Below are 15,579 nucleotides of genomic sequence, written 5' to 3'. Positions count from 1 at the left end.
CGACCAACCGTTGATTGGTCGAAGATAGTGGTCGTTAGCTCGTTAGCTCGTTAGTGCTTAAGTTGTTGCTTGCGAAGCGATAGCCACTCGAAGCGGTCTAAGAAAATGACCTATTGTTGACTCCAATTATCAGACTCTATTTTCGCTAGCGCTTTTGCGGCTTTCTGAAGAGCGGGTAGGTACTTGATCGCTTCATCGGGTTTGACTCGAATTACGGGCGCTTGTATCGCTAGGCCGAGGTTTGATTGACCCGTAGATGACGGGATCAGCACGGCGATACAGACTAAGCCCGGCAAAAATTCTTCGTCATCAATCGCAAAGCCTTGGATTTTTGCTTCTTCGATGTCTTTCTCTAACATCGAATAGTCTGTAATGGTGTTCACGGTGTATTGAGTCAGTGGCACATTTTCAATTAATCGTCTGCGCTGTGACTTAGACATGTGTGCCAAAAACAGTTTTCCGCTTGCAGAGCAATGCACTGGGACGCGAGAACCTGGGTGTAGATGAAAACGAAGGGGTGCTTCAGTTTCTGCGCGATCAAGATAGATGATCTCGCCACTTGATAGCGCCGTTAGGTTACAGCTTTCACCAACTTCTGCTCTCAGGTTTTCAAGAATGGTGCGTCGGGCACTGTGCATGGTGCTATTCAACAATAGGTTTTCGGCAAGCTTTCTGAGTCGAATACCTGAGCTGTAGTGCTTCTCATCGCCGTCTCTTTGAATAATGCCTGCCGCTTCTAACTGCTGAAGCATTCGGTGCAGCGTAGGTTTTGGCAGTCCAGTTTCTTCGACTAATCCTTGAAGAGAAATAAACTCGTCTTTTTGCGCTATCACCTCTAATAGTGCAAAAAGTCGGAGAGTCGGTGTATCCCCTTGAACTGGTGGTGTTTCTGTTTGCATATAATGATCCATCCTTGTGATATGTCTATGCCTAAGAGTGTACATACCAAATCATTATTCTTCAATTATCTGAATAAAATTTGACCTTTTTTATTATTCCAATAATATAAATATAAATTATGGAACAATTAATCTCAATAAATGGAATTTAAGATGAAGGCGATTGAACGGATTATTGACAAGGCTCACTTAGATCGTAAGCGAGTGGTTTTGAGTGAAGCTGAGGACCCGCGAGTACTAGCAGCCGCAAGAATGGCGATAGACAAACAGCTCGCTTACATCACCTTAGTCGGGGATGAACCAGCGATCATCGCTGCTGCAGAATTGCATCACATTGATCTTGTAGGCATTCATATTGTTTCCCCACAGGCGTCATCACTCAAAGAAGTGCTCGCTGAGCGGTTGTATACGTTAAGAAAAGGGAAAGGTATGACTTACGATGACGCGCTAGAGCTGGTTCTAGACCCACTCGTTTTTGCCAACCTGATGGTCAGAGAGGGGCTGGTGGATGGCACAGTTAATGGTGCGGTTTATACCACGTCTGATGTGGTGCGAGCTGCGCTTCAGATTATCGGCCCCGCGCCAGACAGTGAATTGGTATCGAGTTTCTTTCTGATGATGTTGTGTGAGCCTTTCCATAATCTTAAAGGCGGCATGATTTTCAGTGACTGTGGTTTGGTGATTAACCCCAATGAAACCGAGCTAGCATCGATTGCCGTAGCCGCATCAAACAGCGCTCAAACGCTACTGATGGAAGAACCTAAAGTCGCAATGCTGTCTTTTTCGACCAACGGCAGTGCCAAGCACGAATCGGTCGATAAGGTTCGTAATGCGGCTCAACTCGTAAAACAACGTTGTCCCGGAATCGCCGTCGATCAGGATGTTCAACTCGATGCCGCAATTGTGACTGAGATTGCCGCGAAAAAGCTGCCAGATTCAGAGGTGAAAGGTCAATCGAACGTGTTGATATTTCCCAATTTAGAAGCAGGTAATATTGGTTATAAGCTTGCGGAAAGGTTAGGCGGGGCAGTTGCGATTGGTCCACTGTTACAAGGGTTGAATCAACCTGCGAATGACTTATCAAGAGGGTGTTGCGCACAAGACATCTTTAATGTGATCGCGGTGACCGCGGTACAAGCGCAGCAAGGGAAAGTGTCTGACTCTAAGGCTGATACTGAAGCTGAGGTTGAAGCTGAGGTTGAAGAAAGACAAGAGTCGACGTTTGATTTTAGGTATTAACATCTCGCTCCTGAATCTAGCACTCAAATTCGCACTCATATCCAATCCCCAAACAACCTAATTAGGATTGCTAATGGAGTTACCTGTTTTACTCGCCATTCTTACCACTATTGCGGTGGGTACCTATTTTCAAACTGTCACCGGATTTGGCCTCGGTATCATCGTGATTGGTTTAACGGTTAGCCTTAATCTGGTTTCCTTACCCGTTATAGCTGCTGTGGTCAGTATTGTGACTTTGTTCAATTGCTTGGTTGCATTGATGGGTAAGCCACTGCTTGGGGAACTCAAGATTCTGGTGGTGTTGGTCATCGGTATTATTCCCGGCGTTTCGATGGGGGTGTACTTGCTGGACGAGTTAAGCGATTCGGCAACGCATATTCTCCGAGGACTATTGGGTGCGATGGTGCTATTCGCAGGTCTGAGCTTTATGTTCAAACCTAAAACCAGAAAGGATCGCTCGGCAACCGTATGTTTTCTTGTCTCAGGCTTTAGCTCTGGGTTAGCGGGTGGGTTGTTTGGGATGGCAGGTCCACCGATTGTTTATCATCTTTATCGGCAGCCTTTTACGCTCGATCTGGTGCGAAGCACACTGCTGATGGTTTTCGCTTGTACGTCGATGTCGCGTACTGTCAATGTCTACGCTGCAGGCGACATGGAACAGAGCATACTGTGGTTATCTGCTATTGCTGTTCCCTTGGTAGCGCTTGTCACGATGTTTGCTCGACGTTTCCCACCGCCGTTGTCTAATGATCAACTCAGAAAGTTAGTGTTTATTGTGTTGATGTTGATAGGCGGGTATTTGATGGCGGTCTCTGTATGGTCGTTGTTTTTGGCTTAGAACGTTTTCTTTATCAAAATTATCTTTGAAGGAGGAGGGCTTGATTCTCGTTTAATGCTTGATGACACCCTCCTCACTGACACGTCAGCGCTTTAGCATCTCAACTACGCTCTTAGATAATCCAAATAAGCAGCTCTCCTGCACATCTAAGGTGATGTTACTGCGGTAGTACGGGCTTAAATCGACGCCCATCCCCACGCCATGAATCTCAATTCCGTTTTTGATCGACTCACGTTCAATGACTTGTTTGAGGTGGTTATCCAAATAGAACTGATCGTTGGCGGTGCTGGTGGCGGTATCCATTGGGCAGCCGTCTGAGAACACGATCAAAACCTTTCGTTGAGCAGTGTGCTGTTGCAACCGCTGGCTAGCGAACTGCACCGCTTCGCCATCAATCCCTTCTTTAAAGACGTCTGCTTTACGAAGACTCGCAATGCCAAGGCGAGATCGTCTCCAATGCGTATCAAAATCCTTAAACACGATGTGCCGAACTTCGTTCAAGCGGCCTGGGTGCTTTGGTTGGCCTTGTTTAAGCCACTGTCGATAGACCTTGCCACCATTCCAGTTGTTGGTGGTGAAGCCAATAATCTCAAATGGAATGTTGGCCAGTCCAACGGATTTGAGAATTGTATCTATCAGTAGACTTAGCTTGTGACTGTGTTTCTGCATTGAACCTGAGCAGTCCATCAAAAACGTGATGGCACATTGATGAGATGCGCCGATGTCAGGTTGATAAAAGACAGTGCGATCCAATGGCGCAGTGATGAGCTTGGTGATGGTAGTGGCGTTAACAATGCCTTCTTCTAAATGGTCCTGACGTCGGTTCCTTTGTAGCGTGGCGACAAAGCTAGTGAGCATAGCGGCCAAACGGCGAGTGTTTACTTGTCTCGCCATGATGTCATCGGTGAGTTTCTGTCTCAGTTCGAGTAATAGGGCGCGCCTGACGAGTTTGTCTGCGGCGATGACTTGATCAAATTCTGAATTAAAGACCTGATAATTCGCGCCCGAAAGCTCGAACACCTTGCTACTGCCCGTGATGTCAGTATCGACGTCTTGATCTTGAATGTCTCCATCAACGATAAGGGCAAGCTGCGCAAGGATTTTTATGTCTTCTTCAACGGTTGGCGTAGCCGAGCTATCGCTCTCTTGCTCTTGGTCGATGAGCTCTTGTGCAAGGGCTGCCAACTCGTTGGCGCAGTGTGCAAACTGTTGTTGGTCGGTTCTATGTTGTTTTAAGCGCTTCAGGCTATGCCCAAAAGTAGGCACGATGCCGGCGCGAGTCGATTCAATGGTCTCAGCGATAGGCTCAGACACCGGAACGCCAGTTAAGCGGGTGTAGATGACTTGCATCAGTGTAAACAGCAACATGCCTATTCGTGATTCGGTAAAGCCATTTTGATGATATTGGTTGCTCCAATACGCAAAGTTGAATTGGATGCTGGTGGTCACGCCTTTTAGATAAGGCGGGACTTGAGATTCAATTCTGACCTGTTCGCAGAAATCGTATAACAGACGTTCGACTTCGTTTTTAGGGCGTAATGAATAATGGAGGTGAGCGTCTGAAAGCAATAGTCGCAGTGCCGATGAATCGATCTTGCCTTGCATCGAAAGCTTGCTGTTTCTAAGCTCATGGCGAGAAACAAAGGTGAGATCGTTGGTGTGTGCAGACTGGTAATAACAGGGGCTATTGCCTTTATAGAGACGTTCTCCCCGATAATTCAGACTCAACTCACCGCTGATCGCTCTGGCGACAGACACGCCAATATCGAGGGTCTTTTTCTGCTGGGAAGAAACATTGGCCATGGTTTACGACTCCGAGTGCGAATAGTTTTGAGTATGCGTTTCCAAGGCTTCACCAAAGCAACGGAAATAGTATTCGCTAACCAGTTCTTTCTCTTCGTCTTCACAGCGATTCAAGAATGACAACCTAAATGCCGTCGCTACATCGTCGAATATTTGGATGTTTTCAGCCCAAGTGAGCACTGTTCGCGGAGACATCACAGTCGAAAGGTCGCCAGCCCGAAACCCGTTACGCGTTAATCCTGCGGTTGCGATCATTTTCTCAACCAGTTGTCGGCCACTTTCATTATTCAGCTCTGGAAGCTTGGATAACACGATCTTGGTTTCATGTTGTGGATCTAAATAGTTGAGCGTAGCGATGATGTTCCATCTATCTAACTGACTGTGGTTAAGCACCTGAGTACCCGAATACAAACCTGAAAAGTTACCCAAGCCAAGCGTGTTGCAGGTAGCAAACAGGCGGAAAGAAGGGTGAGGTGTGATCACCCGGTTTTGTTCTAAAGAGGTGTACTTTCCGTCTTGCTCTAACAACTGCTGAATCACAAACATCACGTCAGGGCGACCAGCGTCGTACTCATCCAATACCAGTGCGATGGGTTGTTGAATGCTCTGAGGAAGAATGCCTTCTTTAAACTCTGTTACCTGCATTCCGTCTTTAATGACGATGCTGTCTTTACCTATGAAATCCAATCGACTCAGGTGTCCGTCTAGGTTGATCCTCAAACACGGCCAATTCAATCTCGCGGCAATTTGCTCAATGTGAGAAGACTTGCCCGTTCCGTGCGTGCCTTGTATCAATGTGCGACGATTGGAGGTGAACCCTGCCAATATAGCCAGCGTCACTTCGGGGTCAAAACAGTAATTAGGATCGACTCTCGGCACATATTCACCCGGATGTTCAAATGCCATCACGGTTAGGTTACTGTCGATGCCAAAGCGTTCTCTCACGCTTACCGGCTGCGTTGGTACCAATTCCGCCTCTTTCATCATATTTCCCTCTATATAGCTCATCACTTGTCGCTGCTATCGCGATATGTCATCGATTATTAACAGCTCCAGTTAAGTTAACGGCACTTTTTGTACGAAAAACTACCAATAATGTGATCCAGTTTTATTAATTAGAATGAATTGTTCCAATTTAATATAAAAAGTTGACGCGCAAAAATTCTACTACTAAGGTGAAAATGAATTCGAAAAAGAGACAATTTATTCCGAAAAATGAAATTTTGGTTAACTCAAGGAGAATGGAAGAATGAGCGAGCAAGAAAAACGTACGGTTGTTTCCGGCACAGTAACAATGACACCATCAGAAGCGTTCGTTGAAACTATGGTTGCTAATGATGTTACCGATATGTTCGGCATCATGGGGTCGGCATTTATGGACGCAATGGATATCTTTGCTCCTGCTGGCATTCGATTGGTTCCAGTAGTACACGAGCAAGGCGCTGCCCACATGGCAGATGGTTATTCTCGTGTATCGGGTCGCCACGGTGTAGTCATCGGGCAAAATGGCCCTGGTATTAGTAACTGTGTAACAGCAATTGCAGCTGCGTTCTGGGCACATAGCCCGGTCGTAATTGTGACGCCAGAGACAGGCACTAAAACAATGGGCTTAGGTGGTTTCCAAGAATGTAACCAGCTTCCAATGTTCCAAGAGTTTACTAAGTATCAAGGACACGTAACGCACCCAGACCGTATGGCGGAATACACAGGCCGATGCTTCGACCGTGCGATGAGTGAAATGGGTCCAACTCAACTGAATATTCCACGTGACTATTTCTACGGTGAAACACAAACCGAGATCCCTAAACCCGCGCGCTTAGACCGTGGTCCAGGTGGTGAAAAATCTCTAAATGAAGCGGCAGACCTGATTGCTGAAGCGAAGTTCCCAGTCATCATTTCTGGTGGCGGCGTGGTCATGGCAGATGCAGTTCAAGAGTGTGCGGCATTAGCAGAAAGACTGGGTGCTCCTGTTGTGAACAGCTACCTACACAATGACTCTTTCCCTGCTAGTCACCCATTATGGTGTGGTCCTTTAGGCTACCAAGGTTCGAAAGCAGCAATGAAATTGATGGCTCAAGCGGATGTGGTTATCGCTTTGGGTACACGTCTTGGTCCATTTGGTACCTTGCCTCAACATGGCATGGACTACTGGCCGAAGAACGCGAAAATCATTCAGATTGATGCTGACAACAAGATGCTTGGTCTGGTTAAGAAGATTTCGGTTGGTATCTGTGGTGATGCGAAAGCAGCAGCTGTTGCTCTATCTGAAAGGTTGGAAGGCCGCGCACTGTTGTGTGATGACAACAAAGGCGCTCGTCAAGACACAGTCGCAACAGAGAAAGCACTGTGGGAAAAAGAGCTTGATGAGTGGACACACGAACGTGACTCTTTCAGCTTGGATATGATTGAGGAAAACTCACACGAGACTCCGTTCTCTGGTGGCGAATACTTACACCCACGCCAAGTATTGCGTGAGCTAGAAAAAGCGATGCCAGAAGACGTAATGGTCTCGACGGATATCGGTAACATCAACTCAGTGGCAAACAGCTACTTACGCTTTGAAAAACCACGTAGCTTCTTTGCTGCAATGAGTTTCGGTAACTGTGGTTACGCGTTCCCGACCATCATTGGTGCGAAAGCTGCGGCACCTCATCGCCCCGCTATTTCATATGCAGGCGACGGTGCGTGGGGCATGAGCTTGATGGAAACCATGACATGTGTTCGCCATAACATTCCAGTGACAGCCGTGGTATTCCACAACCGTCAATGGGGTGCAGAGAAGAAGAACCAAGTCGACTTCTACAACCGACGCTTTGTTGCTGGTGAACTTGAAAACCAAAGCTTTGCAGAAATCGCAAGAGCTATGGGCGCTGAAGGTATCACGGTTGATAAGCTAGAAGATGTAGGTCCAACCTTGCAAAAAGCCATCGACATGCAGATGAACGAAGGCAAAACAACCATCATTGAAATCATGTGTACTCAGGAATTGGGCGACCCGTTCCGCCGAGATGCACTATCAACACCGGTTCGTTTCCTAGATAAATACAAAGATTACGTATAAGTCATAGGAAGTTTGTCCGGCCACAGAAATCTCGAGAGTGTTAGAGAAAGTGCTATCGAGAATGTGGTCGGGCAATACCAACGGGTATTGGCAAAGGACTTAGGTGAAGAACGTAAACGCTTAGTTCAATAATTTCCAGTTAAACATTAGAACACTAATTAAATGTTCATTAGGAAAATAAGTGGTTATAGCTATATAAACTTTGTTACTCGTTATTATTAATCGACCATTAACTCATAGCTACTTAGTGAATGGTTCTAATGCTGATACTTGTTTATGAATATATATACTTATTATCATTTTAGAAGAAAATAAAATAACGACACTCGTTGACTATTGGTCAATCGTTATTATTGGTTGATTTTTATCATCGATAGATAGGGTTGTTGATATTTGGATTTTACCGGATTTAAATTAAGTGAATCGTAGTATGCATGTTGTGAAAAATAAACATTATATAAGCTCACTCGACGAGCTGTATAAAATAATCGATTCACTTATTACAGAGTGTAGTGGGCATCGTGGTTTGATTTATAACGTGTGTGATTATGAAAATAATAACCTGATGCCAAGCTTAGGTCGCTCAAATCGAAAGAATATTCGCCGTGTCGAACAAGAGCTTCTTTCGACCGTGAGAGTTTATGGCGGGCATTCGTTGAATGCACACGAGATAAATGATTGGTTATTGATGTGTTTAGCCAAGAAACAGGGGTTTCCAACCCGTTTACTTGAGTGGACAGATAACCTGGTCAATGCGTTGTGGTCTGTGTGTCATAGCCAAAGCAAAGACTGTATCAATATTATTAAAGCCATTGATTATCATAAGGTTAGTGTTTTTAACTCACCATGTGACCTGAATAGAACTCAGATATTCAATGTGGCTGATTGTGATCAACAAGAGCAACGAAAGGATAAGTGGTATTCCATTCACCCATTTAAGGAAGGTGGCAATGATGCCATTCAGCCTTTGTACGATGATAAAGAATATTCAAACGGTCTAGTGTCCGTTCATATTCTTCCATCAGCGAAAGTAAACCTGATAAAGGAATTAACCTCCATGAATGTTTTAAATGAACCGGCAGAATATATTGAAGAAAAACTTGCTGATTTGAAAAATGAAGCCCATGTAGATAACAATCAAGCAATTAATAAAGGTGAGGGTAATATCGAATTACAAGTTAATACTCATGATCGCCAGTTTGAGCAGTATGGCCGAAAGTACCATCAAGATTTTGACTTCGACTAAAGTCTAATATTTTTAATTATTTTATTTAGACCTCGTATAAATCTAGTGAGTGACTGTCTAAATAAAATTAGAACACTAATTAATTTATAAAAAGATGAAATCTGTGAGCTTAAAGATTGTTTATAAAGTAACTCGAAGTTAGAGTGGCGAAGCTTGTTATCAAGTTGTTAAATTTCACAGATCTAGTTTAAACACTCTAATAAAAAAGTGGCGCAAAGCTACTGAAATTTAAACCAATAACGAAAACATAAAGGATTCTGGAATATGAATATGCAAACCAATGCAGCGACATTCGTGCTGGAAAACCAAGTCGACACCGCCTTTTTACAGTCTTTTAGTGATGCATGGAATAACCATGATATTGAAGCGCTAATGTCGTTTATGACCGAAGACTGTGTCTTCCACACCGTGGCAGGAGAAGGCGAGCTTGGCAACACTATCGAAGGGTACGAAGCCGTTCGCAATAGCTTTGAATTGGTTTGGCAGAACTTTCCAGATGCAGCCTGGAGCGACCCTGTCCACTTTGTGTGTGGTGACCGCGCGGTAAGCGAATCAACGTTCTCTGCGACTAACCCTGATGGCACAGTCATCGAAGCTCGTATGGTTGATGTGTTTACCCTGAAAGAGGGAAAAATCAGCGTAAAAAATGCCTTCCGTAAAACACGACCTCTTTTGACTCCTAACAACACTCCCAAGAGCTAGACACGAAACCACAACCCGTTCACGTGTTATGACTAGGAGAGTCGAATTATGAGTTTAGTAATGGAACAACCGGCAGCCGATGTGCCGCCAAAGGTGACAAGCACCCAAGCACAAGAAAGTACCCAAGCAAAAGAAAGATACGACCCAAAATACGATCCACTTAAAGACAAGAGCCCAGGTCACGGCAAGGAATACGCCCCGACTTATTGGGTAGATACCGCAGGCGCGCCACCTGAAGATGATGGCCCAATTACATCGGATATGGATGTCGATGTAGCGATAATCGGTTCAGGCTACACAGGCTTAAGCACCGCGATACACCTTGCTGAAATGTACGGCATTAAAGCGACTGTGATTGAAGCTAACCGTATGAGTTGGGGTTGCAGTACCCGAAATGGTGGTCAGGCTCAGTGTGCGTCAGGACGTTTGAAGCGCTCTCAGTGGATTGAACGCTGGGGACTCGAAACCGCGCTAAAAATGCACCGCGAATGCGTCGATGGTATGAACACCTTTAAGTCTCTGATCAAAGACATTGATTGTGACCCGCAGCCGGGTGGCCACTTATACGTTGCTCACCGTCCAAAAGTGATGGCAACACTCGAGAAAGAAGCCAAGTTGCTGCGTGACACGTTCGATTACGATGCGCAGATCTTAGATGCGGAAACCGTAAAGCGTGATTACGTTGGTGATCAAGAAGCGGCAGGCGCAATGCATGAGCCAGAAGGTATTGGTATTCATGCAGGGAAACTGGCGTTTGGTTATCTAAGAAAGGCGAGAGCACTCGGCGTAAAAGTTCACCCAGCAAGCCCTGTGATGGGTTGGGAAACACGCAACGGTGTGCACTACCTGAAAACACCATGTGGTGTGGTCAAGGCTCGCTCTGTCGGTGTTTGTACCGGCGGGTATACCAGCCAAGGTTTGCATTCAGAGCTTAAGAATCGCCTATTACCCGTACTTTCTAACTCTATGGTGACGCGTCCGTTAACTCAAGAAGAAATCGCTGCGTGTAACTTCAAAACCAATCAGGTGATTACTGATACCAGAATTCTGCGTCATTACTACCGTTTGTTACCGGATAACCGAGTGCAGATTGGTACACGCAGTGCCATCAGTGGCAAGAATGCACCTGAAAAGAAATACGAAGATATGTTGAGAGCGGATTTAACCCGAAAATTCCCTTCTCTCGATCAGATCAAAATCGATTATTCATGGTGGGGTTGGGTGGATGTTAGCCACGACATGATGCCAAGAATCTATCAGCCGAATCCAAAGCAATCCATATTCTACGCACTAGGGTATGGCGGCAATGGTGTGATGTACTCCGCTCAAGCAGGCAAGCGCCTTGCCCAGTGGATCGCAGGTGAAGGTCATAAGCTTGACTTGCCAATATTTGAATCAAAACTTCCGTTCCCCAACGTGAGGGAAGTGGTGGAATCTGAGATGTTTGCACCATTTCGAAGAGTAGGGCAACAGTTCCTTTATCAGTGGTATTCGTTAAAGGATGAAGTGCTTTAGCTACTCGAACATTGTTTCCAAAATAGGGAAATAGAACTACGACCAGGAAAGTTGTACCAGGTCACCTTGTGAGCAAAGTACAGGCAGGACGTCTGTATGATATTAAAGGTTAAGACTATGAAATTGATTAAAAATAAAATTATTGCTGGCGTCACAATTGTAGCAACAGCGATGCTATCTCATACCGCGGCAGCAGCAAATTTTAAAATGGCTATCGGCGATGCTGCTGGTGGTACTCAATGGGAATTAGCGACATCATTTTCTGAATTGATGGAGCAAAAAACAGACGGCAAAGTCAAAATTGACCTGTTCCCGAATGGTCAATTGGGCAATGAGCAAGACACCGTCAACGACGCGGCAATCGGCCTTCTCGACTTCTCTGTATTGGCGATCAACAACGTGACGCCTTTCTCTCCAACGGTTGGTCTATTGACCATGCCTTACGTCATCCAAAGTGCAGAAGAAGCGGTGCTATTAACTCAAGGCCAAGTAGGTCAAGACCTTGTCGATAACACGATTCGTGATGCAGGTGTTCGCATCGTAGGTTGGGCTTATTCTGGTTTTAGGGTTCTGACTAACTCGAAAAAATCAGTCGCTTCACCAGCGGATCTAAAAGGGTTAGTGATTCGTGTTCCTCGTAACGAAATTATGATTGCTTCGTACCAAGCATGGGGTGTAAACCCAACACCAATGGCATGGTCAGAGACATTTACTGGCCTGCAGCAAGGTGTGGTTGATGGTCAAGACAACCCATACATCACTGTTCATGCGATGAAGTTCAATGAAGTACAAAAGTACGTAACAAACCTGCGTTACATCTTCTCACTTGAGCCGTTAATCGTCAGTGAAACAGTCTTCCAACAACAGACACCTGAGATGCAAAAGATCATTCTTGAAGCGGGTCAGGAAGCAACAGAACACAGCTTTGCTTATCTAGAGAATACTGAAAGCAAGATCCGTGAAGAGCTACAAGCAAAAGGCATGGTATTCACAGACCCAGCAGACAATGAGCAAGAGTGGATCAGCAAGGTAACGAAATCAGTTTGGCCTAAGTTCTATTCAAGCATTGGTGGCAAAGACAAGCTAGACGACGTTCTTGAGTTACTAGGTAGAAAGTAACGATCAGATACGCCCTATCTGCTGTTCTCCGCTACTTAATCACCTAGCGATAGAACAGTGAGATAGGGCATTTACATGGCTTTACTCGTTGATCTGTTTAGTACCTGATCTGCTCAGTACCGCGAGCGACTGGTTGTCATGTGGAAATCAACATTGGAGGTTATATGTCAGTCGCTAAAACTATAAAAAAGCATCTTAACAACATCGAGGAATATACCTGTTGTCTGTTGCTAGCAAGCTTTGTCTTATTACTGTTCACACAAATCCTTACTCGTCAGCTTTTCGATTACTCCATACCTTGGGGTGATGAAGTCGCGACTTACATGTTCGTTTGGTTTGCCTATCTAGGCGCCGTTGTGGCGGCCAAAATGTCGGCGCATAACCGAGTCAGTTTTCACTTCAAGTTCTTCCCTCCGATTGTTCAGACCGTCTGTGAAACCATCGCTGACTTCTTATGGTTGCTGTTCAACGGTTACTTTGTCTATCTCAGTTACGATTTCGTGTTCAACAAAATGAACCTGTTCTGGAAATCTCAAACCACAGGCATCCCAATGAAGTACTTCTATATGATTTTGCCTATCGCGTTTTCGTTGATGATGATTCGAATTATCTGGAACAACTACGAGCGTTTGTTTAAAGGCGCTAAGAACGAAGATCCAGAAGTCAAAGAACTGCGAAAAATGACGGCACAAAAGTCATCACAGTAGTCGTCACAGAGAATAGCCGTAATAGAGAGATGTAATAATGGAATCCTATTTAACTCTAATTTTATTTGGTGGCTTCTTAACCCTGTTAATTCTGGGTGCACCAATCACAGTATCACTGGCCGGCGCTTCAATGGCGGCCTATATGTTGCTCGACAAAAATCCCATCGCTTTAGTACAAATCGCGTTTACTTCGGTGGGTAACTTCCCATTAATGGCGCTGCCGGCCTTTGTTCTTGCTGGCGCATTAATGGAGGCGGCGGGTATCTCCAAACGGTTGGTGGATATAGCCGAGAGTTTAGCCGGCCCTGTGACGGGTGGCCTTGGCGCTGCAACGGTAATGGCGTGTCTTTTCTTTGGAGCTATATCGGGTTCAGGCCCAGCCACGACCGCTGCGGTTGGTATGTTGATGGTACCAGCAATGGTTAAGCGAGATTACGATAAGAGCTACGCCTCTGCGGTGACTGCCGCTTCAGGGGGATTGGGTATCATTATCCCGCCATCCATTCCGCTAGTTATTTTTGGTATCTCCGCAATGGGATTGATGGCACCGCCAGAGGCCATTGCTCAACACGGACAGTTTGCCTCTTTATCTATTCCAAAACTGTTTGTTGCTGGGGTTGTGCCGGGTTTCATTATGGCGTCGACGCTAGTGGTTACTAACTATTTTATTGCTAAACGTGAAGGTTACAAAGGGCTGACCGAAAACTGGTCATTTGGCGAAGTAAGACACTCTTTACGTCGTGGTATTTGGTCGATACTGGCTCCGTTTTTGATTCTCGGGGGCATCTACAGTGGCATGTTCACACCAACAGAGTCGGCGGTTGTGGCTATCTTCTATTCACTGTTTGTCGGGGTGTTTATTCACCGAGAGTTATCGTTCAAAAGCACGATTAAATCATTGTCGACAACGACATGGATCACCGGACGTGTGTTGCTGATTCTATTCGCGGCAACGGTATTTGGTCGCTTGTTAATAGAACAAAAAATTCCAGTTGTGGTGGCGGAGTCACTGTTAGGGTTCACTGACAACATGTACATGGTGTGGGCACTGACTATTGTGTTACTGCTTTTCGTTGGCATGTTCATGGAAACGTTAGCCGCGATCATGATTATCGTACCGGTCTTGCTGCCAATCATGTACATGCTCGGCGCGGATCCTACTCACGTTGGTATTGTGGTGGTATGTACGCTCTCGATAGGATTTGCTACGCCGCCACTCGGTGAAAATATCTTTGTCGCCTCGGGGATAGGCGGAGCCACGGTCGAACAGATCACCGCGAAGATCCATCCCTTTGTGCTTGCATCCGTCATTGGCGTGTTCGTTATCGCTTTCTTCCCACAAATTACGCTTTGGCTACCGTCCTTAGTAGGCTATTAGGAGAAGTCACTATGAATATATCAAGAATTATCCTTATTGGTTGTGCCGTATTTGCAGTGATCAGTGGCATTGGACTACGTGCCGAACATTCAGAAACAGCAAAAGAAAACGAGCCAGTTAATGTGCTCGATATTTCAGAGCCACATGTCGTCAGCGATGCTGAAAGAAGAGCCAAAACCCTGCTTGCTAAAGCGGTTGTCCATGTACAAAAGGATGGCGATGAGAGTGTCAAAGACTTCATGAGTGATGCCGAATATATAGACGGTGAGCTCTATGTGTTTGCTCTTGGTATTGATGGCCAATTCCTTGCCAGTGGCGGCTCTTCAATGGTGTTGGTGGGCGACAGTGTTTTGGATACTCAAGACGTTTACGGTAATCCCTTTTTCCGTGAAATGATCACTAAGGCTGTGCACAACGGGTTTGGCGAAGTTCAGTACCATTGGACCAATCCGACTGACCGCATGGGCGAGCCTAAAACCACTTTCTTTGAACGTGTGGGTGATGTGATTGTTGCCGTGGGGTATTACCCAGAACGCTCTAGTGCAACAGAAGCTAAGCGATTATTGGCGAGAGCGATGGCCGCGATAGTGGAATCAGAGCAGGACAGTCTCGCCGAGTTCAATGATACCGAAGGCAGCTTTGTTGAGGGAGACTTGTATGTGTTCGTGATGGATATGAGCTCTGGAAAGCTGCTCGCGCACGGTGTATCCCCTGAGCTTGTTGGGCGTTCACACAACGAAATACTAAGCCCTGACGATAAGCCAATTCTCACTGAGATGTTAAATCTAGCGAAAGAAAATGGGCGAGGCGTTTATACCTATCAATGGTTAAACCCGCTGTCGAGCAAAGTGGAAACCAAGCACACTTACTATCGAGTGATCGACAATAAGCTGGTTGGTGTTGGTTATTACACAAATTCAAACAACACGTAAAAGTGTTTCTACTGAGCCCTCAACCCAGTTAGATAAAGGGCTGGGGGCTCAAAATACCGGTTTGTGTAAAAAAGCAATTTAGTAAAATTAACACTGTGAAATTTTTGTTGTGAAATTGTTTCTAAAATACAAGTAGTATG

At 45.5% G+C, this 15,579-nt stretch carries 13 protein-coding genes; 10 read left to right on the top strand and 3 right to left on the bottom strand.

Features of this window, described 5'->3' with window-relative positions:
• Positions 1 to 110: 110 nt before the first annotated feature.
• A complete protein-coding gene (locus tag OCU90_RS22330) occupies positions 111 to 899 on the bottom strand; it encodes an IclR family transcriptional regulator (RefSeq protein ID WP_004731927.1) in 789 nt (262 codons plus the stop codon).
• Positions 900 to 1,052: 153 nt separating this feature from the next.
• Here OCU90_RS22330 and pta point away from each other — a divergent pair, with 153 nt between their 5' ends.
• Positions 1,053 to 2,138, top strand: coding sequence for a phosphate acetyltransferase (pta, locus tag OCU90_RS22325; protein ID WP_061022108.1), 1,086 nt, complete (start codon positions 1,053 to 1,055; stop codon positions 2,136 to 2,138).
• A 73-nt stretch (positions 2,139 to 2,211) separates the two neighbouring features.
• Positions 2,212 to 2,976 (top strand): TSUP family transporter, encoded by a 765-nt coding sequence (locus OCU90_RS22320; RefSeq protein ID WP_061022106.1) that lies wholly within the window; start codon positions 2,212 to 2,214, stop codon positions 2,974 to 2,976.
• Between the two features lie 84 nt (positions 2,977 to 3,060).
• Here OCU90_RS22320 and OCU90_RS22315 read toward each other — a convergent pair whose 3' ends face one another.
• A complete protein-coding gene (locus tag OCU90_RS22315; protein WP_061022103.1) occupies positions 3,061 to 4,779 on the bottom strand; it encodes a cobaltochelatase CobT-related protein in 1,719 nt (572 codons plus the stop codon).
• 3 nt (positions 4,780 to 4,782) lie between these two features.
• The gene (locus tag OCU90_RS22310) at positions 4,783 to 5,766 is read right to left on the bottom strand and encodes an AAA family ATPase (RefSeq protein WP_061022101.1); all 984 of its coding nucleotides are present in this window, start codon (positions 5,764 to 5,766) and stop codon (positions 4,783 to 4,785) included.
• A 262-nt stretch (positions 5,767 to 6,028) separates the two neighbouring features.
• Here OCU90_RS22310 and xsc point away from each other — a divergent pair, with 262 nt between their 5' ends.
• From xsc to OCU90_RS22270, 8 genes are all read left to right on the top strand, one after another.
• Positions 6,029 to 7,840 carry a sulfoacetaldehyde acetyltransferase gene (gene xsc, locus OCU90_RS22305; protein WP_004731917.1) on the top strand — a complete coding sequence of 604 codons (1,812 nt, stop codon included), beginning with the start codon at positions 6,029 to 6,031 and terminating at the stop codon, positions 7,838 to 7,840.
• A gap of 430 nt (positions 7,841 to 8,270) precedes the next feature.
• Positions 8,271 to 9,086 (top strand): FRG domain-containing protein, encoded by an 816-nt coding sequence (locus OCU90_RS22300; protein ID WP_061022100.1) that lies wholly within the window; start codon positions 8,271 to 8,273, stop codon positions 9,084 to 9,086.
• Positions 9,087 to 9,350: 264 nt separating this feature from the next.
• Positions 9,351 to 9,788 (top strand): nuclear transport factor 2 family protein, encoded by a 438-nt coding sequence (locus tag OCU90_RS22295; protein ID WP_016767899.1) that lies wholly within the window; start codon positions 9,351 to 9,353, stop codon positions 9,786 to 9,788.
• Positions 9,789 to 9,836: 48 nt separating this feature from the next.
• Positions 9,837 to 11,303 carry an NAD(P)/FAD-dependent oxidoreductase gene (locus OCU90_RS22290; RefSeq protein ID WP_061022098.1) on the top strand — a complete coding sequence of 489 codons (1,467 nt, stop codon included), beginning with the start codon at positions 9,837 to 9,839 and terminating at the stop codon, positions 11,301 to 11,303.
• A 117-nt stretch (positions 11,304 to 11,420) separates the two neighbouring features.
• Complete coding sequence (locus OCU90_RS22285) at positions 11,421 to 12,422, top strand: TRAP transporter substrate-binding protein (RefSeq protein ID WP_061022095.1); 1,002 nt, start codon at positions 11,421 to 11,423, stop codon at positions 12,420 to 12,422.
• 164 nt (positions 12,423 to 12,586) lie between these two features.
• Positions 12,587 to 13,129 carry a TRAP transporter small permease gene (locus OCU90_RS22280; RefSeq protein ID WP_004731905.1) on the top strand — a complete coding sequence of 181 codons (543 nt, stop codon included), beginning with the start codon at positions 12,587 to 12,589 and terminating at the stop codon, positions 13,127 to 13,129.
• A 37-nt stretch (positions 13,130 to 13,166) separates the two neighbouring features.
• On the top strand, positions 13,167 to 14,507 hold the full coding sequence (locus OCU90_RS22275) for a TRAP transporter large permease (protein WP_004731904.1): 1,341 nt from the start codon (positions 13,167 to 13,169) through the stop codon (positions 14,505 to 14,507).
• 11 nt (positions 14,508 to 14,518) lie between these two features.
• Positions 14,519 to 15,439: a cache domain-containing protein gene (locus OCU90_RS22270; protein WP_054545772.1), complete on the top strand. Its 921-nt coding sequence runs from the start codon at positions 14,519 to 14,521 to the stop codon at positions 15,437 to 15,439.
• Positions 15,440 to 15,579: the final 140 nt, after the last annotated feature.

The organism is Vibrio splendidus (genome assembly GCF_024347615.1).
Lineage (GTDB): Bacteria > Pseudomonadota > Gammaproteobacteria > Enterobacterales > Vibrionaceae > Vibrio > Vibrio splendidus.
Note: the sequence above shows the minus strand (reverse complement) of the source record. Positions and strands in the feature narration are given on the sequence as shown.

Coding starts and splice junctions, on each gene's coding strand:
- OCU90_RS22290 (WP_061022098.1), top strand. CDS start 9,837: ATGAGTTTAGTAATGGAACAACCGGCAGCCGATGTGCCGCCAAAGGTG.
- OCU90_RS22310 (WP_061022101.1), bottom strand. CDS start 5,766: ATGATGAAAGAGGCGGAATTGGTACCAACGCAGCCGGTAAGCGTGAGA.
- OCU90_RS22295 (WP_016767899.1), top strand. CDS start 9,351: ATGAATATGCAAACCAATGCAGCGACATTCGTGCTGGAAAACCAAGTC.
- OCU90_RS22270 (WP_054545772.1), top strand. CDS start 14,519: ATGAATATATCAAGAATTATCCTTATTGGTTGTGCCGTATTTGCAGTG.
- OCU90_RS22300 (WP_061022100.1), top strand. CDS start 8,271: ATGCATGTTGTGAAAAATAAACATTATATAAGCTCACTCGACGAGCTG.
- OCU90_RS22280 (WP_004731905.1), top strand. CDS start 12,587: ATGTCAGTCGCTAAAACTATAAAAAAGCATCTTAACAACATCGAGGAA.
- OCU90_RS22275 (WP_004731904.1), top strand. CDS start 13,167: ATGGAATCCTATTTAACTCTAATTTTATTTGGTGGCTTCTTAACCCTG.
- OCU90_RS22315 (WP_061022103.1), bottom strand. CDS start 4,779: ATGGCCAATGTTTCTTCCCAGCAGAAAAAGACCCTCGATATTGGCGTG.
- OCU90_RS22330 (WP_004731927.1), bottom strand. CDS start 899: ATGCAAACAGAAACACCACCAGTTCAAGGGGATACACCGACTCTCCGA.
- pta (WP_061022108.1), top strand. CDS start 1,053: ATGAAGGCGATTGAACGGATTATTGACAAGGCTCACTTAGATCGTAAG.
- xsc (WP_004731917.1), top strand. CDS start 6,029: ATGAGCGAGCAAGAAAAACGTACGGTTGTTTCCGGCACAGTAACAATG.
- OCU90_RS22320 (WP_061022106.1), top strand. CDS start 2,212: ATGGAGTTACCTGTTTTACTCGCCATTCTTACCACTATTGCGGTGGGT.
- OCU90_RS22285 (WP_061022095.1), top strand. CDS start 11,421: ATGAAATTGATTAAAAATAAAATTATTGCTGGCGTCACAATTGTAGCA.